Source organism: Pseudarthrobacter enclensis (assembly GCF_030811655.1).
Classification (GTDB): Bacteria; Actinomycetota; Actinomycetes; order Actinomycetales; family Micrococcaceae; genus Arthrobacter; species Arthrobacter enclensis_A.
The window spans coordinates 133618-153883 of the sequence record NZ_JAUSRE010000008.1 but is presented as its reverse complement, the minus strand read 5'-3'; the positions used below and the strand labels follow the sequence as shown (position 1 = coordinate 153883).

Genomic DNA, 20266 nt, shown 5'->3' with positions numbered 1-20266 from the left:
GAAGGCGCGGTCCTACGTCGGCATCAGCGGTGCAGCCCGGCGCACGTAGTTGGACAGCGTCATCGCCGTAACGGTGTCCGCGACGCCGGGGGTGGCTGCTATTTGTTCCCAGATTTCCTGGATGCGTTCCAGGGAGCGGGCTTCCACCCGGACCAGCAGGTCGAAGTCACCGCTGACCACGTCACACAGGACCACTTCAGGGATTGCCTGCAGTACGGCAATAACGTCCGCTCCGCGCACCCTGTCCTTCCGGTAAACCATCAGGAATGCCGAGACGAGACCCTGCCCGGGCGCGCCCGCCACCACCGTATAGCCCTGGATGTACCCCTGCCGTTCCATCCGGTCGATCCGCTGCCGCACGGCATTCCGGGACAGCAGCACCTTCGCTGCAAGCTCCGCGTGGCTGATCCGCGCGTTGCGCGTCAGTTCGGCCAGGATGCCCTGGTCGATCCGGTCAAGACTCGCCCGATCCATGTCCACCCTTCACCGCATGACTTCCCAACAGCAGACAAGAGTCGGCCCGGCTCCAGAACGAAAGCACAAAGAGATGATACTTCGGCACCAGCCCGTCCAAAGCAGCGGGGCGGCAGCCAGCTGCGTGCTGTTCGACATGGACGGCACCCTCCTGGATTCGGCAGCGGGCGTGACAGCCAGCGCCGCGCAGGCCCTTGCAGCCGTGGGGGCACCCGTCCCGCAGGAGGAACTGCTCCGGCTGGTGGGGCCGCCCATGCTTGAATCCTTCAGGGAGCGCCTGGACAGGGACGAGGTCCGTTCCCGGCTGGCGCTGAAGCATTACCGCAGGCTCTACGCGGAGCAGGGGGCGCAGCAATCAGCGCCGTACGCGGGGATTCGGGAATTGCTGGAGCAGCTGCGTTTTGCCGGTGTGCCGATGGCGGTGGCCACATCGAAAGCGGAGGACCAGGCGCTCCTGATGGCCCGCCGCTTTGGCCTGGACCATTATTTCGTCAGGATCTGCGGTGCGTCGGACCAGGACCGGAGATGGACCAAGGCGGATGTGATTGCCGAGTTGCTGGACAGGCTGGCCGCGGCGGCCGTGGACGTGTCCCGTCCGCTCATGGTGGGAGACCGGAGCTTCGACGTCCAAGGAGCCGCCGCCCACGGAATTCCCGCCGTCTTCGCGGGGTGGGGCTACGGTGTCGCGGAGGAAGAAGCCGGGGACGCCTTCGTGGCATCCTCGCCAGCCGCAGTCCTTCCGGCCGTCCTGGGCTAGCGGCCCCCCGGCAAGGTTCCTTCAAGGCGCGACGACGGCGCTCCCCACGGTGCCGTCGTCGTACCTTTGCACCCCGGCCGGGAAGGCGACCGGGTAAACTTATGCAGTCATGCACTGTTCCTACTTTGATGCCGGCACCTGCCGCTCCTGCACGCAGATGGGCCGGCCCTACGGCGAACAGCTGGTTGGCAAACAGGCGCACTGCCAGGCTCTCCTCGCCGAACACCAGGAACTCGAGTGGTTGCCGCCCGTGGCCAGCCAGGAGTCCGGCTTCCGCAACAAGGCCAAGATGGTGGTCGGCGGGACGGCGCACAACCCCACGATCGGAATCCTCGACGCCGACGGGCACGGCGTGGACCTGCGCAAGTGCGGCGTCTGCTCCCCCGGCCTGCGGGCCGTCTTCCCCGTGCTGGCCAACTACATCCGCCGCCTGCGCCTGACCCCCTACGACGTCCCGCGCCGCACCGGTGAACTCAAGCACGTCATCATCACGGAATCCCCGGACGGCGCGATCATGCTCCGCCTGGTCCTCCGGTCCGAGCAGACACTGCCGCGGATACGGAAACACCTGCCGGACCTCCTGGCCGACCTGCCGCAGGTCGAAGTGGTCTCCGTCAACCTGCTCCCCGAGCACAAGGCGGTCCTCGAAGGCGAGCGCGAGATCCTGCTGACGGAGCAGTCCACCCTGGAGATGCGGGTCAATGACATCAACCTGCACCTCCGCCCGCAGAGCTTCTTCCAGACCAACACCGACATGGCCGCGGCCCTGTACCGGCAGGGACGCGAGTGGGTCAACGAGCTGGCGCCGGCCTCCGTGTGGGACCTGTACTGCGGCGTGGGCGGATTTGCCCTCCACAGCGCCGCCCCGTCCCGCACGGTCACCGGCATCGAAACCAGCAGCGAGGCGATCGTCTCGGCCCGGCTCAGCAGCGCCGAAGCAGGACTGGAGGGGATGGAGTTCCACGCCGGCGACGCCACCGACTTTGCCCTCGCGGCGGACCAATCGCCGGACTTGGTGATCGTGAACCCGCCCCGGCGCGGCATCGGCCGGGAGCTGTGCGGCTGGCTGGAATCCTCCGATGTGCAGCACGTGGTGTACTCCAGCTGCAACGCCCAGTCGCTGGCCCGCGATCTGGCCGCACTCCCCTCTTTCACCCCGAAGCGGGCCCGGGTCCTGGACATGTTCCCGCAGACCACGCATTACGAGGTGATGGTACTGCTGGAACGTGCCGCCTGAGGCTTACCCCACCCGCACGCGTTCGACGGCTGCCGCGGCGGCTTCCCGCCCTTCGGCCCGGAGGCCGGCGGCCACCCCTGCTGCGTCGGCATCGGAGCGGTTCTGGCTCAGTTTCTCCTTGGCCTCGACGCGGGTGATCACCAGCTCAACTCCCACAATGGCGCGCAACTGGCCCGCGATGAACTTGTCCGGGGCATCCTCCACGGCCCACGGATGCTCGCGGCCGCCCTCGTGCAGCCCGGTCAGGTGGCGGACGTGCCGTGCCAGCCAGCCGGCGTCGTCATGGATCGTGAGTTTCCCATACACGTGCAGGGTGCTGTAGTTCCACGTCGGCACCACTCGGCCGTGCGCGGCCTTGGACGCGTACCACGACGGCGAGATGTAGTCGTCGGGGCCCTGGATGACGGCGAGCGCCTCCCCGGTTGCCGGGCTGGACCACTGCGGGTTGTTCCGTGCCATGTGCGCCTGCAGCGCACCGTACTCCCCCACGTCCCGGCTGAAGGCGAAGGGCAGCAGCGTTGCCAGCAGGCCGGCGTCGGTCATGGTCACCAGGTTGGCCGCGCCTGGGCGGGCCAGGAGGTCCTGGATGGCGTCGGGACCGGCGGCGAAGTGGGCGGGGATGTACATGGGAATCCTTTCGGTGCTTCAGGGGGCGGGTGTGAGCCGGACCCGGACGGCCGCGGCTGCGAAGACGATGACGGCAAGGGCACCGATGACGGTGGTCCACGTGAGTGCTTCGCCCAGCAGCAGCGCTGCCCAGGCAATGCTCATTACCGGCTGCAGGAGCTGGATCTGGCTCACGTGCGCCATGGGGCCCAGGGCCAGGCCGCGGTACCAGGCAAAAAAGCCAAGGAACATGCTGACCACGGCGAGGTAGCCGAAGGCGGCCCACTGGACGGGAGAGGCCGACGGCGGCTGGTCCAGGAGGGAGAGCACTGCCAGGACCAGCATGGCCGGCGAGGCAAGGACCAGGGCCCAGGCGATGGTCTGCCAGGAGCCAAGTTCACGGGCCAGCAGGCCGCCTTCCGCGTATCCGACGGCGGCGCAGGCCACGGCGCCGAGCAGCAGGAGGTCCGCCCATTGCAGGTGCCCCGCCCCGCCGGACTGCAGGAAGGCAAACCCGACTGCCGCCAGCGAGCCCAGGAATGTCACGGCCCAGAAGAGAGCTGGCGGCCGTTCACCGGTGCGCAGGACGGCCACGGTGGCAGTGGCTGCCGGCAGGAGGGCGATGACCACGGCTCCGTGGCCCGCCGGCACAGCGGTCAACGCGTAGGACGTGAGCAGCGGAAAGCCGGCGACGACGCCGCCGGCCGCAAGCGCCAGCCGCGCCCAGGTGCGGGGCTGGGGCAGCCGTTGGCGGGTGAGAGCGAGCGACGCGGCGGCCAGGACGGCGGCCACCACGGCCCGGCCCGAGCCGATGAACAGCGGAGGCATCCCCGCCACGGCCACGCGGGTGAAGGGGACGGTGAAGGAGAAAGCTGCCACGCCCAGGAGGCCCCACCAGATGCCGGTACCCGCACGGGGCAGTATCACTGGGCCGTTCGCCAGGGTAGCGCTACTATGTTCTTTCATGAATAACGATAGCAGCTCCCGGATCACCGCGGCCCTGCGGCAGTGGATCGCCGGAGCTGCGCCGGGCGCGAAGCTGCCGTCGACCCGCTCCCTGGTGGCCGAGCACCAGGCGAGCCCCGTGACGGTCCAGAAAGCACTGCAGGCGCTGGCCGCTCAGGGTTTGATCGACAGCAGGCCAGGAGTCGGGACGTTCGTCAGTGCCGTCCGCACGGCCCGCCCGTCGGACTATGGCTGGCAAACAGCGGCGCTGCGCTCGCCGTCCTCTCCGCTCCCGTCGTCGTCGGGCACCATGCGCAACGTTCCCGGCGACGCCATCTGGTTCCATTCCGGCTACCCGGACCGGGAGCTGTTGCCCGAACGGCTGGTCCGGTCGGCCCTCGCCCGCGCCGCCCGCGGGGATGCCGCCCTGTCCCGGCCTCCCGCGGCCGGAATGCCGGAACTGCAGCAATGGTTTGCCCGGGAACTGGGATTGGCCACCCCCCTGGGAGTGACGCCGCCGACGCCGAACGACGTGATCATCCTGCCTGGCAGCCAAAGCGGGCTCAGCTCCATTTTCCGCGCACTGGTGGGGGCCGGGCAGCCGATGCTCATCGAATCGCCGTCGTACTGGGGCGCCATCCTGGCCGCCGCCCAGACCGGGGTGCTGCTGGTCCCCGTGCCCACAGGGCCGGACGGGCCGGACCCTGCCGACGTTGACCGTGCCTTCGCCGAGACCGGAGCACGGGCGTTCTACATCCAGCCCAACTATTCAAACCCTACGGGTGCGCAGTGGGCGCGTGACAGGGGCGACGAAATCCTGGACGCGGCCCGCCGGCACGGTGCTTTTTTGGTGGAGGACGACTGGGCCCACGATTTCGGCATCACCTCGGACCCCATACCCCTGGCAACCCGGGACGACTCGGGCCACGTGGTGTACATCCGGTCGCTGACCAAGAGCGTCTCCACCGCCGTCCGCATCGCCGCCGCGGTGGTGCGCGGACCGGCACGCGAACGCATCCTGGCCCACCGCGCCGCCGAATCGATGTACGTCAGCGGGCTCCTGCAGGCCGCCGCCCTGGACGTAGTGACGCAGCCCGGCTGGCAGACCCACCTGCGCAGCCTCCGCCAGCAGCTCCAGTCGCGCCGGGACCTGCTGGTCACCAGCGTCCGGGAACACGTGCCGCAGGCACACCTCGGCAACCTGCCCAAAGGCGGGCTGAACCTGTGGCTGCGCCTGCCGGACACCACGGACCTGCCGCGGCTGGTGCGTGATTGCGAAGACGCGGGAGTGATCATCGCCGCCGGAACGGAGTGGTTCCCGGCCGAAGCCGCCGGCGCCTTCATCCGCCTCAACTACTCCGGCCCCAACCCGGCGGCCTACCCGGAGGGTGCACGCATCATCGGTGAAGCCCTGGCGCGGAACAGCGGATAGGGAGACCGGCGCGGCCGCCGCGCCCCAACCGGACAATCCCGCGACAGCGGCAGTTCACCGGGGGGCCATGCCCGGTTAAGTACCCATTAGTAACTTGGGAACTCCTGTTGAGACCCCAACCTTAAGAGGCCCCCTCCATGAGCTCCAAGCCATCCCGACGCGCCCTCATTGTGGCGGCGTCCCTGATAGTCGCTGCCTGCGCCGCCGCCGGTACCGCCGCAGCACAGGCCACCGTCCCGGAGCAGGCCCCCGGCCCCGCCGCCGCAACCCACCATGAAACGAACACCGACCTGGCCGACGCGTTCGACTCCGTCACCCGAACCACGGCCTGGCAGCAGACGTCCAAGCTGAAGCTGAACTTCCCCACCTACCACACCGAGGGAATCGCCTACAGCCAGGACCACATCTTCCTCTCGGCCGTCCAGATCCTCGAACCGACCGTCAAATACCCCACGCCCCAGGACGGCTACGACCGCACCCCGGGCAAGGGCATCGGCCACCTGTTCGTCATGGACAAGGGCGGGAACCTGCAAAAGGACATCATCCTTGGCGAAGGCGACATGTACCATCCGGGCGGCATCGACTTCGACGGCACCAACGTCTGGGTACCGGTGGCCCAGTACCGGCCAGACAGCAGCGCCATCATCTACAAGGTGGATGCGCAGACCCTGGACGTCCACAAGCAGTTCGAGGTCAAGGACCACTTCGGCGGAATCGTCCTGGACAAGCAGACCGGCCACCTGGTGGGGAACACCTGGGGCTCGCGGCGGTTCGCCGAGTGGGACCTCCAGGGCAAACAACTGTCCACGTGGGAGAACCCGAACTACTTCATCGACTACCAGGACTGCCAGTACGTTCCCAACGCCAGGATGCTCTGCGGCGGGGTTACCAACCTTCCGCAGACCCCGCCTGCCGGCGGCACGGCGGCCACCTACGAACTGGGCGGCATGGCGATGATCGACCTGAAGTCGCACCAGGTGACCCGTGAGGTCCCCTTCCAGAAATGGTCAACGGCCGGCCACGCGGCCACCCGCAACCCGTTCAAAATGACCGCCGACGGCGGCCACCTCACCATGACGGTGGCCCCGGACAACGGCGACGAAGGCAACGGCACCGAAATCCTCACGTACCAGGCCGACGTCACCCCGGCCCACTAGCACTTCCCCCACCCTGCCGCGGACAGCGGCCGGGAACCCCCAGGAATGATTGGATACCCCATGCCTTACCCGGCACCAAGATTCACCAGGAAAAGCGTCACTGCCGCCACCGGCGCGGCTGCCCTGGCGGCTTCAGCACTGACGGCCGGGCTGGTCGGCTTCAGCGCCGCACCCGCCACCGCCGGCACCCATGACCAGACGGCGACGCCGATCAAGCATGTCGTAGTGCTCTTCCAGGAAAACGTGTCGTTCGACCACTACTTCGCCACCTACCCCAAGGCAGCCAACACTGCCGGTGAGACCCAGCAGGGCTCCGGCGCCGCCGCGGCCGCGTTCACCGCGGCGGAGGACACCCCCAAGGACATCAACACCCTGGCTAATGCCGGGCTGCTGGCACCGAACAACCCCAATTCCGTCCAGCCTGCACGGCTCTCCCCGATGCAGGCAGTCACCTGCGACCAGGACCACGGCTACAAGGCCGAACAGAACGCCTACAACGGCGGGGCGATGGACAAGTTCGTCCAGTTCACCAGCCGTGACGCCTGTGGCGCCAACCAGTACGGACGCCCGGGCCTGACCATGGATTACTACGACGGAAACACGGTCACCGGCATCTGGAACTACGCCCAGAACTACGCCATGAGCGACAACCACTTCAGCACCGTCTTCGGCCCGTCCACCCCCGGCGCGCTGAACCTGATCTCGGGCCAGACCCACGGCGTCAAGGAGTACAACGCCGCAGGGCAGCCCGTGGCCACGCCGGCCACGGGATCGAGCGCCGTCCGCCAGCCTGACGCCAACGGCGTGGGCACGGTCATCAACGACCCCGACCCGGTCTACGACGACTGCTCCAACAGCAGCCACGCCAAGGCCAACAACCTCGCCGGGATGACCGGCAAGAACATCGGCGACCTGCTCAATGCGCAGGGGACGTCATGGGGCTGGTTCCAGGGCGGCTTCGCACCCACAACCCCCGCCACCAGCAGCACGCCGGCATCATGCCTGGCCGGCCACACCAACGCCGCCGGCGCTTCCGTGGTGGACTACTCCCCGCACCACCAGCCCTTCCAGTACTACGCCTCCACCGCCAACCCGCACCACCTCCCGCCGGCATCGGATGCGGAAATCGGCCACAACGGCCAGGCCAACCACCAGTACGACCTCACCGATTTCAGCAAGGTTGTGGACAGCGACAACATGCCCGCCGTTTCCTTCCTGAAGGCCTCGGAATTCCAGGACGGCCACGCTGCGTACTCGGATCCCGTGGACGAACAGAACTTCGTCACCAAGACCATCAACCAGATCCAGCAGTCCAAGAACTGGGACAACACCGCCGTCGTGCTCGCGTATGACGACTCCGACGGCTGGTACGACCACGTCGCCGCCCAGCCGAAGAACGCCTCCACGGGCACGGACGACGCCGCATGGTGCCTGAACGCCGCAGCAAAGGGCGTCCCGGTAGCAGGGGGCTACGCTGACCGTTGCGGCCCCGGCCCCCGCCAGCCGCTGGTAGTCATCTCCCCGTTCGCGAAGAAGAACTTCGTGGACCACACCGAAACCGACCAGGCCTCCATCCTGCGGTTCATCGAGGACAACTGGCACACCGGCACCATCGGCGACTCCTCAGCCGACGCCACTGCAGGGTCCATGAATGCCATGTTCAACTTCCACCACGAACGCAACGACAAGGTCCTGCTCAACGAACAGACCGGCGCCGTCGCATCCATCAGCCACAACGGGAACATCCAGGGCAACGAATCGGAGCCCGCCAGCCGGTAACCCGTCCAGCGCCTCAACACCAGGGCCGGGCCGCGACTTCGCGGCCCGGCCCCTGTTGTTTGCAGACCACGACGGCGTGCGCCGTGAGTAACGCGGCGGTCAGGCAGAAGCCTTGACCAGTTCCTCGCTCTTCTCCCACAGTCCGCGCGCCAGCCCGGCGTCATACGCCTGGGCGCTGGCCTTGGCCAACGCGCGCTTGGCGTAGTAGGCACCGGAGATCCAGTCCGTCCCGGCGGTGCCGTTGATGAGCCAGAGCATGGTGTCCGCCCCCTGGTCCGGGCTGAGCATGAAACGGTTCAGCAGCGTGGTGTACACGTGCCGGAACGGGCTTGAAGACTCCGCCGCGAAGTTGGTGCGGACCACGCCCGGGTGGAATGCCGCCGTCGTGATCCCCTTGTCGTGGAACCGGCGGTGCAGCTCGGAGGTGAACAGGATGTTGGCCAGCTTGCCCGTCCCGTAGGCCCGGTTGGTGCTGTAGCCGTGCTCGGCCGTGAGGTCGAAGAGGTCCAGCTTGCCGAAGTTGTTGGCGGCGCTGGACGTGTTGATCACCTTGGCGCTGCTGGCAGTGAGGGTGTCCATCAGCAACGTGGTGAGCAGGAACGGGGCCAGGTGGTTGACCTGGAAGGTCGATTCGTTCCCGTCCACCGTGAGGGTCCGTTTGCCCATGATGCCGCCGGCGTTGTTGGCCAGCACGTCGATGCGCGGGTACTTGGCCTTCAGTGTGTCGGCGAGTTCGCGGACCTGTGCCAGGTCGGCAAAGTCTGCGAGGTAGTGGTCCGCGCCGATCTGCCCGGCGAGGGCGCTGGTCTTCTGGGCGGACCGGCCAACGACCACCACCTGCTCCCCCGCCCTGGCCAGGGTTCGTGCGGCTGCCGCTCCGATGCCGTCGCTGGCGCCGGTGATCACAATGGTGCGAGGAGTCAAGGGGTGTCCTTTGCTGGGTGCCGTTCCGCGCACAGTAGCACGCGCAGGAAACAACGACGGCGCGGCGCCGCCTGTTCCCTGCAGACGCCCAGGTTGGCCGGGGCCAGGGTTTCTCCGCGACCGTGGGCACCGCGATAGCCTCCCCTAGACTCGTAAAGTCCTACTTATTCACTTTTTTGGTGTCATACGTCATACTTATTGGAGCCCGCCACCAGCACCGTTGGCGGTTGCACTCCAACCGAGGAAGCCTCATGCAATCCCTTCTCCTTCCCGCCGCCGCAGAGCCTTGGAACGGGCACGACACCCAACTGGTCGTCGTCGCCGCCATCGGCATCGCGCTGATCGTTTTCCTGATCGTCAAACTCAAGCTCCACCCGTTCCTGTCGCTGGTCCTCGGATCCGCATTCGTGGGCCTCGCGTCCGGGGTTGAACTTGGGAAGGTCATCAGCAACTTCGAAGATGGTGTCGGTGGCACCCTGAAAGAAGTAGGCCTGCTGATCGCGCTCGGCGCCATGCTGGGCAAGCTCCTGGCTGATTCCGGCGGCGCCAACCGGGTGGTGGACACCCTGCTGGGCAAGGTCTCCCCGAAAGTCCTGCCGTGGGCCATGGCGCTGGTCGCCGCCATCATCGGTTTGCCGATGTTCTTTGAGATCGGCCTCGTCCTGCTGCTGCCGGTCATCGTCCTGGTGTCCCAGCGCTCGGGCCGGAAGCTGATGCGGGTAGCCATTCCGGCCCTCGCAGGCCTCTCAGTCCTGCATGGCCTGGTCCCGCCGCACCCCGGTCCGCTGGTGGCCATCGCCAGCCTGAACGCCCCGCTGGGCATCACACTTGCCCTTGGACTCCTGATCGCCATTCCCACCGTCATCATCTGCGGCCCGCTGTTCGCCATCTACGCTGCCCGCTGGGTCCCCGTGGACGCCCCGAAGGTAGCCGGCGGCATCGATACCGAACACACCCAGGCCGATCCTGACGTCAAGCGCCAGCCGACATTCCTCGTGACCCTGCTGACCATCGTCTTCCCCGTGGTGCTGATGCTCCTCAAGACCGTGGTGGACATCGTTGACCCCAACTCCAAGAACCCCAGCGCGGCCCGCGTCTTCTTCGACTTCATCGGTGAACCCCTGGTGGCCATGACCCTCGCAGTCCTGCTTGCCCTCGTGACCTTCGGCTACGCCGTCGGCTTCACGGGCGCCAAGATAGGCACCAAGATCGGCGCATCCGTTGGCCCCATCGCGGCCGTGATCCTGATTGTGGGCGCTGGCGGTGGATTCAAGCAGACCCTCATCGGAGCCGGAGTCGGTGATGCCGTTGCCAAGTGGGCCACCGGAGCCAACATCTCCGTCCTGGTCCTGGGCTTCCTCATCGCGGTCGCCATCAGGCTCGCAACCGGTTCAGCCACCGTGGCTACGGTGACGGCGGCAGGCATCGTTGCGCCGCTGGCGTCCAGCCTCTCCCCCGGCCACGCCGGCCTGCTGGTCCTCGCCGTCGGCGCCGGTTCCCTGTTCCTCTCCCACGTGAACGATGCCGGTTTCTGGCTGGTCAAGGAACTCTTTGGCCTGACCGTAGGCCAGACATTCAAAACCTGGTCAGTCATGGAGACCCTCATCTCCGTGGTCGGTTTCGCGCTGGTCATGGTCCTCTCAGTGGTGGTCCCCTGATGGAGGTCGCACCCACCCCGGAGTCTGTCCAGCAGCCGGTCCTGGTCATCATGGGTGTGTCCGGCTCGGGCAAGTCCACGGTGGCGGGCATCCTTGCCGGCCAGCTCGGCTGGGACCTGGAGGAAGGCGACGACCTGCACCCGGCGGAAAATGTGGAGAAGATGGCTGCCGGGATCCCTCTGACCGACGACGACCGCTGGCCGTGGCTGGACACCATCGCCTCGTGGATCATCGAACACACGATGGCCGGCATCCCGGGCATCATTACCTGCTCCGCGCTGAAGAAGATCTACCGGGACCGGCTCCGCGAAAAGAACGTCGTGTTCGTGCACCTGTCAGGCTCCAAGGAACAGATAGGCCGCCGGCTGACGGCACGCATGGACCACTACATGCCTGCTTCCCTGCTGGACTCGCAGATCGCCACGTTGGAGCCGCCGGGCCCGGATGAGAACACCATCGTGGTGGATGTGGGGCGGACCCCCGCCGAGGAAGCCGCCGAGGTGGTCAGCCGCCTTGGCCTCGCTCCGGCTTCCGGTTCAAGCGCGCTGGGCCACCCCCACCCGGGCCGGTCGTCCGCGCCGGCGCAGTCTGGGGATCTGGCCGCTTCCTAGGCCTGTCCGCCCCAGGAGGTGGAACCGCCACCGCGCCCGGCTGGAGCGAACGCTCCGGCCGGGCGCGTTGATTTGGTTAATCTACGACTTTCACCTGGCCCGTCATGCCCATGTAGTCATGGAGTGCGCAGATGTAGTCGAATGTTCCCGTCGCCTGGAACGTCACGGTGAAAGAGCCGCCGGGAGGAATGATTCCCGAACTGAGGTCGCCGCCCGTGAAATTCGACGGCGAGCCGGACGGTGCGAAGACATTCGCCGGTTCAGTACCAAAAGTGACGGTGTGCGGAGCGCCCATGCCGGAGTTGGTGAACACCACCGACTCGCCGCGGTGCACCGTCACGCTGGGACGGACGAAGCGCATGACCATTGCCACCCCGTCGTCACCGCCGGCCATCACTTTGTGGTTGGTGGCCTGCTTAGCCAGTGAGGCGTCCAGTTTGTGACCGTCCCGGAGGATGGACCGCTCCTGCGCCCTGGATGACTTGTCGTAGTCGGCCTGGCTGTACGGGTAGTGGGTGCCCTGCTCGCGGACATGCACCATCCCCTTCATCATCATGCCGTGGACCAGGCAGTAGTAGGTAAAGTCACCTTCCCGCGGGAACGTCAGGGTGTAGCTGCTGGCAACAGGGAAACCGGGAACGTCAACGTTGGCCAGGAGGCCTGAGTTGTAATACGAATGCCTGTCGTAGCTGCTTCCCCCTCGCTTCAGCAATTCATCGGCGTTTCCCGGGTTGAACGGCTGTGTGGACTCCAGCGACTGGCCGGCTGCAAGGAATGTCACGGTATGGATTTCAGCGGCATTCGCCTGCCACTCAATGGTGTCGTGCTCGTTGATGAAAATCTCTGATGGAAGGAAAGCCATACCCTGGATTTCCTGGTCGCGGGATTCTGACCCCACCTGCACCTCCCAGGTGCGGGGTCCCCAGCCGCTTGCTGCCGCAGGACCCGCTGACGCCAATGACGCCAGGACTGCAACAGCACATGCCACAATAAATGCGAGTTTGTCGGATCTCGATTTGATGCCCCGATGATGCTTCATAGCAATGCCTTCTTGAACGGCCATCGGCGAGGTGCCGATATATGGCTGCAGCCGATTCAACCCACTGCTCTTGGACCGGACCGGCCACGATTCTTCGGAGTGAAGGTGCCGGCTGCCGGTGCCGGGAAGGGCTGGCAGCCGGTGCCGGCAGGAACTGCCGGACCTGCACCCCCCAACTGGTGCCGCGCTGATCCAAATGATTACTCACGCCCCAGCAGGCGTCGGGTTGGCACGCTGGAAGCGTACGCACCTAACAGATTGCTCCTTCGACGGTGTTTTGTCGAGGTACCGGAATTTGCCTGGTCGCAGGCCGCGCAGACGGCGTCCCGTCATGACCGTCCTTGCCAGCCATAACCGTTGCACCGCAACCCCGCTTACTGCGGTCAAGGCCCGCTTTTGCGGCATAAAAAAGCAGGCCCTGCCGAAAAATCGGCAGGGCCTGCTTTCGAGAAACCTAACGGTCCCGGAACTCTATGGAATTAGAGAGCCTGGATGTTGGTGGCCTGGGGACCCTTGGGGCCCTGCTCGGTGTCGAAGGAAACCTTCTGGTTCTCTTCGAGGGAGCGGAAGCCGTTGGAGTTGATCGCGGAGTAGTGCGCGAAAACGTCCTGTGAGGAGTCGTCCGGGGAGATGAAGCCGAAGCCCTTTTCAGCGTTAAACCATTTGACGGTACCAGTAGCCATTATTTTGTCCTTCGTGAAGGTGGAGGGAATGTCCCGACTTTCGGGCCCTCCGGCGTGGGGTGTTCAAAAACCGCTACTTCAGAAGAACACGGACTTTCGACCGCGCGTACTGCCTGAACTACCAACTGCATAAACACAACAACAGGTTCCACACTACAGGAGATTCGGCGCACACCTAATCGCTTCCCTGTTCAGGCCCCTGTCAGGCCTGGGCATGGTCATCCAGTGCAGTGCTGTAGCGGGTGAACCCGGGCCGGAGCCGGACGGAGCGGTTGCCCACCACCGCAATGTCCTCCCACAGCACCAGGAAGGATCCGCGATGCCGCCACCGGAGGATCCGGGCAATCATGCGGGGCCGGGTGAGGCCGTTCCGCTCGTAGCCCATGAACGAGGAAGCGCTGTGCGGGCCGACCACCAGCCCCAGCAGCCGAGGCTCGGCCATCAGCTGGTGCGGCGTGCCGTCCAGCACGAACCGGACGTCGGCTACGCGGCCCAGCCGGCCGCCGTCGGCATCCAGCACGGGCGTGCCCAGCAGGTCACCGAGGATCATGGCTGCCTCCCGGAATACGCGCGATGATCTTGTCCCGGACCCATCGCTCCACCCAGCTGGCGTCCAGGGGCTCACCCTTGACCCCAAGCCGCACCACCACGCCCACCTCCGCCACGTCCTTCCACGGGATGCGGATCAGCCGGGACGACGGCGGCCTGCCGCCGAAGATGCGCGTGCCCAGCACCGACCCGGTCAGCAGCGCGGTGATCACCGGGGCGGGAGACCCCGGCGCAATCTCCACGTCCAAGGCAGGCCCGCTCACCTCAAGGTCGTCCACGGTGGTGACCGGGACGCCGTCGTGATCCAAAACCTGGCGGTCCATCAGGTGCAGCTGGGCATCGAGGATGCGCCCTCCCACCTTCGGGGCCCTGGGCAGCGGGGCGGACGCGGACGTCATGAGCCTGCTCCTGTCACGATCATCAGGGGAATGGCGGCGATGGAGGCCACCAGGATGATCACCAGGAAGACCATGCCCAGCACGTTCACGACGCGCCCGTTTACGTGCTCGCCCATGTACTGGGGATCGTTGGCCACGATCAGGATGGGCAGGTAGGTCAGGGGAAGGGCGATCGCGGAAAACACCACCGAGTATTCGGTCACCAAAACGGGGTCGACGCCGGTGGCCAGGACAGCCATGCCCACCAGCAGGCACACAATCATGGACAGGTGGAAGCGGGCGGCCTGGGCGGGACGGCGGAACTTGCCCCAGGACCAGCCAAAGAACTGCGCCAGGGTGTACCCGCTGGAAAGGGTGGTTTCCAGCGCTGCCCCGAAGGTTGCCGCCACCATGCCCACCAGGACGAATGCCAGCCCGAGCTTGCCGGCACCCTCGGCCACGGGCAGGACCACCTGGGACAGCGAGGTCACCGAAACCCCTGCCGGGAGGAGGACGATGGCGGCGCACACTGCGATGGAGACGGACAGCAGCCCGCCCAGGGGGAAGCCCACCAGGACGTTGATCCGGGACTGGGCGAGGTCCTTCACGCTCCACTTTTCCTCCACAGCGCCGGAGGAAAAGAAGAAGACTTCGTACGGTGTCATCGCGGCCCCAAACAGGGCGATCGCGTAGTAACTGTAGCTCCAGAACGTTTCCTGTTGCGGCACCGTGGGCGCCAGCTGCCCCGCGAGTGCCCCCCAGTCCGGCTTGAGCAGGAACACTGCCACGGCGAAGATGACCAGCGTCAGCCCCAGCAGGCCGGTGACGTTTTCCATGATGGAGAACCGGACGCGCCAAATCACTAGCCACACCGCCACCGCCGCCACGGGAATCCACAGCAGGTAGTCGACGCTGCTGGCCAGTTGCAGCGACAGGGCGATACCCCCGATTTCCGCGGTCACGGTCATCAGGTTGATCAGGAACGATGCTGCAAGGTTGGCCAGCCCTGCCCGTGCGCCCAGCCGTTCACGGATCACCTCGAAGGTGGCACGGCCGGACACCGCGGCCACGCGGCCGGACATGTTGGCGAACAGGCAGATCCCCACGACGCCGACGGCCACCACCCACACCAGGGACAGGCCAAAGCGGGAACCCACCACGGCATTGGTCACCAGGTCCCCGATGTCCACGAACCCGCCGATGGCGGTGAGGATCCCAAGCGCGACGCCGAGCAGCCGCTTCACTTTGATCCCACCTTGTCTTCGAGCTGCTTGAGGGCGTCCTGTGCGCCGGCGAGGGCCTTGTCACCGTCGGGGAGCGAGGGGTTGCCGCCGTCGTTCGTTGCCAGTGCGGCCCGCGCCGTGGCGAAACCCGCGGCGCACTGGTCCAGCACGTCCAGCGCCTGCTTTTGGGTATCGCGGTCCTCCGGGGTGGCCGGCGAGAGCTTCAGGACCGTGCTCCGGCTGGTCTGGATCTCCTTGAGCTCATCGTCAAGGGTTGTGGAGGTAGCGGCGCGCGTCAGCTTGCCGTCCATGTCCTGGCGGAGGGCGATCCGGGCAGTGGCGACGGCGGAGGAGCTGTCCTTGACGGCAGTGGACACCGAGTGGCTGGTGCCGCCGCTGCAGGCAGTGAGCAGGACGAGTCCGGCGAGGGCCATGCCGCCATACAGACGCTTCCGGCAGGACCGGGCGCGCCATCCGGCCGCCCGGGCACGGGCTGCGTTGACCAGCACCCTTGCCTCCAGCCCCCGGGAAAGCCCCGGATCCACGGAATTCGCCCTCTGCAGGCAGCCTAAGGATTTAGTTGCCTACGGTCAGGTATAACACCCGCCGGCGAAGTTTGTCCTGTTCAAATGCCGATCAATTGCCGGTTGTGCCCGGCCTCCCGGGTCCCCTATCCGCCGCTGTCAAAGAGGCATATCCTGCATCCAGATCTGCGGAACAACCGTGCCACCGGGAGATGAAGCGATGGAGATGCCCAAGGCAACCCAGGAAGAAAAAGAGCGGTTCCGCCGCGTGGTCCCGGACCATCCGGACGCAGTGGTGAAACCGATGTTCGGGAACTTGGGCGCGTTCGTCAACGGCAACATGTTCGCGGGCCTGTTCGGTTCCACCATCGGTGTGAAGCTCTCCCCTGAGGACAGGGAGTTGCTGGAGTCGTCCGAGCGGACCGTGCCCTTCGGCCCGGCGGACCGGCCCATGGGCGGGTACACCGGGCTGCCGGACGTATGGAATGAAGAGGGCGACGGCGATGACGCCCGGGCGCGGGCCTGGGCCGGCAAGGCGTTGGATTATGTCGGCTCGCTGCCCGGCAAAGCGCCTAAGGCACCCCGGGCCGCGAAACCCGCCACCCGCAGGGCTGACGGCGGCAGCGGAAGGTAGCGGCATGGAACCGTACCGCGTCATCCTGCTGCCGGGCAGCGTGCTCCCGGCCGGGCCCGCTTACGGCAGGCTCCTGGAGGTTCTGGGACCGGCCGTGGACGCGGTGGCGAAGGACCTGGAGCTCTACGCCACGGACGCACCCCCGCCGGGCTGGAGCCTGAACACCGAGGTGGACGGCGTGCTCCGCGAGGCCGACCTGCGCGGCTGGGACACCTTCCACCTGCTCGGCTACTCCGGCGGCGGCGCCGCTGCCCTGGCACTCACCGCAAGGCACCCGGAGCGGCTCAAGAGCCTGGCCCTGCTGGAGCCGGCCTGGGCGGGAAACTGGGACTGGAGTCCTGCGCACACCAGGCTCTGGCAGCGCTATGGGGAGCTGGCTGCGCTGCCGCCTGATCAGTTCCTGCCCGCCTTCACCAGGCTGCAGGTGAAGCCCGACGCCGTCCTGCCGCCTCCACCGCCTGGCCCTCCACCGTCGTGGATGGCGAAACGCCCCGCCGGGATCAGCGCCTTCCTGCAGGCGTTCACTACGTATGACCTGGACCCGAACAGCCTGGCGGTCTTCACGAAACCCGTGCTGTTCGTGCTGGGCGGCATGAGCAGCCCGGATGAGCAGGCGGACAACGCGGCGCGGCTCTCCCGTGTCTTCCCCGATTTCCGGCTTGAAGTCTTCCCGGAGCGCCACCACTTCGATCCCCCGCACCGGGCGGAACCCGAGCGCGTCGCCACGCTGCTGCGGGAGCACTGGGGCCGGGCGGACGGGGCTTCCTAGCTGCGGCTGGGACTTTCTCCTCTGGTTCCGCCCCCGTCCGGGGACTGCACTGGAACTGCCGGCGCGGGAACCCGCGCGCGGCAGAACGGAGCGAGAACATGAGCAGGAACATCCTTCAAAGCACTGTGATCAAGGCCCCCGTGGATACGGTGTTCACCTTCCTCAGCGACCCGACGAACTGGATGAAGGCGTTCCCGGGAGACAGCGACGTCACCCAGCTGGACATCAAGCCCGACGGCGTGGGCACCTCTGCGCGGTGGTCCGCCAAGACGTGGGGCATACCCATGCACGTCACGCATGAATACCGGGACGTTGTGCCCAACAAGCGCATTGTCTCCAAGGCATCCGTGGGGCCGGTCATCACGTTCTCCCTGGAGCCGGTCAATGGCAGCGGCACGGAGCTGACGGTGGAGTCCGCCCTGGAAATTGGTGCGCCCGTGGTCCGGGTCCCCGTCCAGGCACTGTTCGTCCGGCTGACCGAAGACGACATCCAGGGCATGGTGGCCAACGTCAAGAGCCTGGTGGAGACCGGAAAGAAGGCGGTTCCGGAATCAAGCGACGCCGGGTTCAGCCAGACCCTGACGTGGCGGGACAGCATCATGATCGCCGCGCCCGTGGATGTGGTGTTTGACATGGTGAAGGATCCACGGGTCTGGCTGGGTCCCAATGTTGAGATTTCGGAGCTCAAGACCACCCCCGAGGGTGTGGGGACCACCTTCCGGGCGGCGTGGACAGTCCTTGGCATACCGCTCAGGACCACCCACGAATACACCGAGTACGTACCGAACAGGCACTTCACCTCCAAAGCTGCCCTGGGTCCTGTCTTCAAAGTGGAGGTGACGCCCGAAGACAGCGGAACCCGGCTCAGCATGCGGTCCGATGTGGTCCCCCGGAACATGGCGGAGGCCGCCGTTGACGCGCTGGCCATCAAGATGTCGGAGCGCAGCCAGGCAGAGGAGCTGGCCGGCATCAAGGCAAGAGCGGAAGCCCAGGCCGGGGCACGGTGAACCGCCCTCCGCACCGCAGGATTTGACGGCCCTAAGCTTGGTGGATGGACACCGCCACTGACGCCCGGCACTCCTTCGGCTCCCGTGCAAAGCATGCGGTGCGGACGCTTACCCCCGGCTACTTCGCCCTCACCATGGCCAGCGGCATCATCTCCGTGGGACTTGAACTGGAAGGATTCCATACCCTCTCACTGGCCCTCCTGGCGGTGTGTGCGCTCTCCTACCTGGTGATACTGGCGCTCAGCGTGCTCCGCCTGGCCCGATTCCCGGCGGACATGCGCGGCGACTTCCTGGATCCGGGCCGGGCCTTCGGCTTTTTCACGTTCATCGCCGGGACGAACGTGCTGGGCACGCGCCTTGGCATGGCGGGATGGCAAGGCACGACGGCGGCACTCCTGGTGGTTGCGGTGCTTGCCTGGGTGGTGCTCGGCTACGTCGTGCCCTGGACAGCCGTGCTGGGCAGGTCCGAGCGGCCAGTGGTGAAGGACGCCAACGGGTCGTGGTTCATCTGGTGCGTGGCAAGCCAGTCCGTGGCGGTCGCGGCCGCGTCCATCGAGCCGCTGGCCGTACCGGACTGGCGAGCGGCGCTGGCCCTGGTCGCCGTCGTTGCCTGGTCGGTGGGGCTGATCCTGTACGCCGCCGTGGGGATCTTCGTCTCGCTGCGGCTGATGACCTACCCCATCCGGCCGCAGGACCTGCGCCCGGCCTACTTTGTGGCCATGGGCGCCATGGCCATCAGCGTCCTGGCGGGGGCCCGGATCGTGGAGATGGCCGGAGCGCCCATGGTGGATGCGACGCGCGGTCTTGTGGCCGGCGCCTCGGTGGTGTTCTGGTCGTTCGCCTCATGGCTTTTCCCCGTGCTCCTGGCCGCCGGCTGGTGGCGGCACCTGGTCCACCGGGTGCCGTTGGCTTACGAGCCGGGCCTGTGGAGCGTCATTTTTCCCCTGGGCATGTACGCCGTGGCGGGCATCTACCTTGGCCGCGCCGACCAGCTCCCGCTGGTGGCTGCCATTGGCCGCGCGGAACTGTGGCTGGCCGTTGCCGCGTTCCTGGCCACCCTGGGCGGCATGCTGTGGCACCTGTGGGCCACGCTGCTTGCACCGACCCGGCCGTGAACTGGCCCGTAAGGGTTCAGCCTGCCTTGGGCCCTGCGCCGTGGGCCCTTTGGCGTCCGTCCCGGTGGGCGAGGTAGGCGTAGACCATGAGGGCGATGCCGGCCAGGATCATCACCGCGGGGAAGGCGAAATCCACGGGGATAAGCACGGCCATGGCCTGCAGCACGAAGATCAGGCCCATGACGGCAAGGATGCCCGCAGGAATCAACGGCCATCTCATCCGTTCCGTCTGGCTGCTGGCCTCATCAACGCGCACCGGGATCAGGGAAAGCACGCCGAAGGTGGCCGCCAGGCCCAGGAAGAGGACGGCGGCCGTTGGCGTGCCCTGCAGTGCCTGCGGCAGGGCCACAATGACCGCCAGGGTGACCATGACGCCGGACGGGATCAGGGCCCACCAGTTCCCGGGCTCCCGCAGGAACACGGCCGCGAAACCGGCACCCATGAACAGGAACAGGAGCGCTGCACCCCAGGTGCCGGCCGTGAGCTGGGTGGCTGTGATGACGGCGGCCAGGCCCAGGAACACGGACCCGGGGATGGCCGCCCACCAGTTCTCCCGGCGCCGGACGAACAGCGACAGGAACAACACGCCAACGGCCGCGAAGATCAGGGGCGCCACGAATGCTGCCGTGTCCGTCACGCCCATCCTGTCCAGCAGCAACAGCACGCCGAGCGCAATGAGGATGACTCCTGTGATGATGCTTGCGTTTGCCGATTTCACCCTGTGCCTCCCGGGTCCGGCACGCGGCCGTACGCCGCGCTTCCTTCG

At 66.7% G+C, this 20266-nt stretch carries 22 protein-coding genes; 11 read left to right on the top strand and 11 right to left on the bottom strand.

Annotated elements, in window-relative coordinates; translation table 11 throughout:
• Positions 1-12 precede the first annotated feature (12 nt).
• Entirely contained in the window at positions 13-474 is a 462-nt protein-coding gene (locus J2X98_RS09775; RefSeq protein WP_141940497.1) for an Lrp/AsnC family transcriptional regulator, read from the bottom strand.
• 73 nt (positions 475-547) lie between these two features.
• Here J2X98_RS09775 and J2X98_RS09770 point away from each other — a divergent pair, with 73 nt between their 5' ends.
• Together J2X98_RS09770 and rlmC are read left to right on the top strand one after the other, a co-directional pair.
• A complete protein-coding gene (locus J2X98_RS09770) occupies positions 548-1231 on the top strand; it encodes an HAD hydrolase-like protein (protein WP_307307237.1) in 684 nt (227 codons plus the stop codon).
• A gap of 109 nt (positions 1232-1340) precedes the next feature.
• Positions 1341-2468: a 23S rRNA (uracil(747)-C(5))-methyltransferase RlmC gene (rlmC, locus tag J2X98_RS09765; protein ID WP_307307234.1), complete on the top strand. Its 1128-nt coding sequence runs from the start codon at positions 1341-1343 to the stop codon at positions 2466-2468.
• A gap of 3 nt (positions 2469-2471) precedes the next feature.
• Here the strand turns inward: rlmC and J2X98_RS09760 are convergent, their stop codons facing one another.
• Complete coding sequence (locus tag J2X98_RS09760; RefSeq protein WP_141940494.1) at positions 2472-3095, bottom strand: FMN-binding negative transcriptional regulator; 624 nt, start codon at positions 3093-3095, stop codon at positions 2472-2474.
• An 18-nt stretch (positions 3096-3113) separates the two neighbouring features.
• A complete protein-coding gene (locus tag J2X98_RS09755) occupies positions 3114-4040 on the bottom strand; it encodes a DMT family transporter (RefSeq protein WP_307307230.1) in 927 nt (308 codons plus the stop codon).
• Between J2X98_RS09755 and J2X98_RS09750 the strand changes: the two genes are divergently transcribed.
• The 3 genes from J2X98_RS09750 to J2X98_RS09740 all read left to right on the top strand — a co-directional run bounded on the left by J2X98_RS09750 (position 4039) and on the right by J2X98_RS09740 (position 8387).
• On the top strand, positions 4039-5451 hold the full coding sequence (locus J2X98_RS09750) for an aminotransferase-like domain-containing protein (protein ID WP_307307227.1): 1413 nt from the start codon (positions 4039-4041) through the stop codon (positions 5449-5451). The genes J2X98_RS09755 and J2X98_RS09750 overlap by 2 nt on opposite strands.
• Before the next feature lie 137 nt (positions 5452-5588).
• Complete coding sequence (locus J2X98_RS09745; RefSeq protein WP_307307223.1) at positions 5589-6608, top strand: DUF6454 family protein; 1020 nt, start codon at positions 5589-5591, stop codon at positions 6606-6608.
• A 60-nt stretch (positions 6609-6668) separates the two neighbouring features.
• A complete protein-coding gene (locus J2X98_RS09740; protein ID WP_307307219.1) occupies positions 6669-8387 on the top strand; it encodes a phospholipase C in 1719 nt (572 codons plus the stop codon).
• Between the two features lie 99 nt (positions 8388-8486).
• On the opposite strand, the gene J2X98_RS09735 is transcribed toward J2X98_RS09740, so the two are convergent.
• Positions 8487-9311 (bottom strand): SDR family NAD(P)-dependent oxidoreductase, encoded by an 825-nt coding sequence (locus J2X98_RS09735; RefSeq protein ID WP_307307216.1) that lies wholly within the window; start codon positions 9309-9311, stop codon positions 8487-8489.
• A gap of 251 nt (positions 9312-9562) precedes the next feature.
• On the opposite strand from J2X98_RS09735, the gene J2X98_RS09730 reads away from it, so the two are divergent.
• A complete protein-coding gene (locus tag J2X98_RS09730) occupies positions 9563-10969 on the top strand; it encodes a GntT/GntP/DsdX family permease (RefSeq protein WP_307307212.1) in 1407 nt (468 codons plus the stop codon).
• Positions 10969-11580, top strand: a complete 612-nt coding sequence (locus tag J2X98_RS09725) for a gluconokinase (protein ID WP_307307210.1) — start codon at positions 10969-10971, stop codon at positions 11578-11580. Before J2X98_RS09730 ends, J2X98_RS09725 begins: the two co-directional genes overlap by 1 nt.
• A gap of 76 nt (positions 11581-11656) precedes the next feature.
• Here J2X98_RS09725 and J2X98_RS09720 read toward each other — a convergent pair whose 3' ends face one another.
• The 6 genes from J2X98_RS09720 to J2X98_RS09695 all read right to left on the bottom strand — a co-directional run bounded on the left by J2X98_RS09720 (position 11657) and on the right by J2X98_RS09695 (position 15996).
• Positions 11657-12442: a plastocyanin/azurin family copper-binding protein gene (locus J2X98_RS09720; protein ID WP_307307207.1), complete on the bottom strand. Its 786-nt coding sequence runs from the start codon at positions 12440-12442 to the stop codon at positions 11657-11659.
• 656 nt (positions 12443-13098) lie between these two features.
• Complete coding sequence (locus J2X98_RS09715; protein WP_009372930.1) at positions 13099-13302, bottom strand: cold-shock protein; 204 nt, start codon at positions 13300-13302, stop codon at positions 13099-13101.
• Between the two features lie 202 nt (positions 13303-13504).
• On the bottom strand, positions 13505-13852 hold the full coding sequence (locus J2X98_RS09710) for a PRC-barrel domain containing protein (protein WP_307307203.1): 348 nt from the start codon (positions 13850-13852) through the stop codon (positions 13505-13507).
• Positions 13839-14249, bottom strand: coding sequence for a hypothetical protein (locus J2X98_RS09705; RefSeq protein ID WP_307307199.1), 411 nt, complete (start codon positions 14247-14249; stop codon positions 13839-13841). Before J2X98_RS09705 ends, J2X98_RS09710 begins: the two co-directional genes overlap by 14 nt.
• The gene (locus J2X98_RS09700; protein WP_141940483.1) at positions 14246-15472 is read right to left on the bottom strand and encodes an NRAMP family divalent metal transporter; all 1227 of its coding nucleotides are present in this window, start codon (positions 15470-15472) and stop codon (positions 14246-14248) included. The genes J2X98_RS09705 and J2X98_RS09700 overlap by 4 nt, the downstream gene beginning before the upstream one ends.
• Entirely contained in the window at positions 15469-15996 is a 528-nt protein-coding gene (locus tag J2X98_RS09695; protein WP_307307195.1) for a hypothetical protein, read from the bottom strand. The genes J2X98_RS09700 and J2X98_RS09695 overlap by 4 nt, the downstream gene beginning before the upstream one ends.
• Before the next feature lie 199 nt (positions 15997-16195).
• On the opposite strand from J2X98_RS09695, the gene J2X98_RS09690 reads away from it, so the two are divergent.
• The 4 genes from J2X98_RS09690 (at position 16196) to J2X98_RS09675 (ending at position 19500) form a co-directional block, all read left to right on the top strand.
• Positions 16196-16609: a TfoX/Sxy family protein gene (locus J2X98_RS09690; RefSeq protein WP_307307358.1), complete on the top strand. Its 414-nt coding sequence runs from the start codon at positions 16196-16198 to the stop codon at positions 16607-16609.
• Positions 16610-16613: 4 nt separating this feature from the next.
• Positions 16614-17378, top strand: a complete 765-nt coding sequence (locus tag J2X98_RS09685) for an alpha/beta fold hydrolase (protein ID WP_307307193.1) — start codon at positions 16614-16616, stop codon at positions 17376-17378.
• A gap of 98 nt (positions 17379-17476) precedes the next feature.
• Positions 17477-18385, top strand: a complete 909-nt coding sequence (locus J2X98_RS09680) for an SRPBCC family protein (RefSeq protein ID WP_307307189.1) — start codon at positions 17477-17479, stop codon at positions 18383-18385.
• Positions 18386-18429: 44 nt separating this feature from the next.
• Positions 18430-19500: a tellurite resistance/C4-dicarboxylate transporter family protein gene (locus J2X98_RS09675; protein ID WP_307307186.1), complete on the top strand. Its 1071-nt coding sequence runs from the start codon at positions 18430-18432 to the stop codon at positions 19498-19500.
• Between the two features lie 16 nt (positions 19501-19516).
• Here the strand turns inward: J2X98_RS09675 and J2X98_RS09670 are convergent, their stop codons facing one another.
• The gene (locus tag J2X98_RS09670; RefSeq protein WP_307307182.1) at positions 19517-20218 is read right to left on the bottom strand and encodes a LiaF transmembrane domain-containing protein; all 702 of its coding nucleotides are present in this window, start codon (positions 20216-20218) and stop codon (positions 19517-19519) included.
• Positions 20219-20266 lie beyond the last annotated feature (48 nt).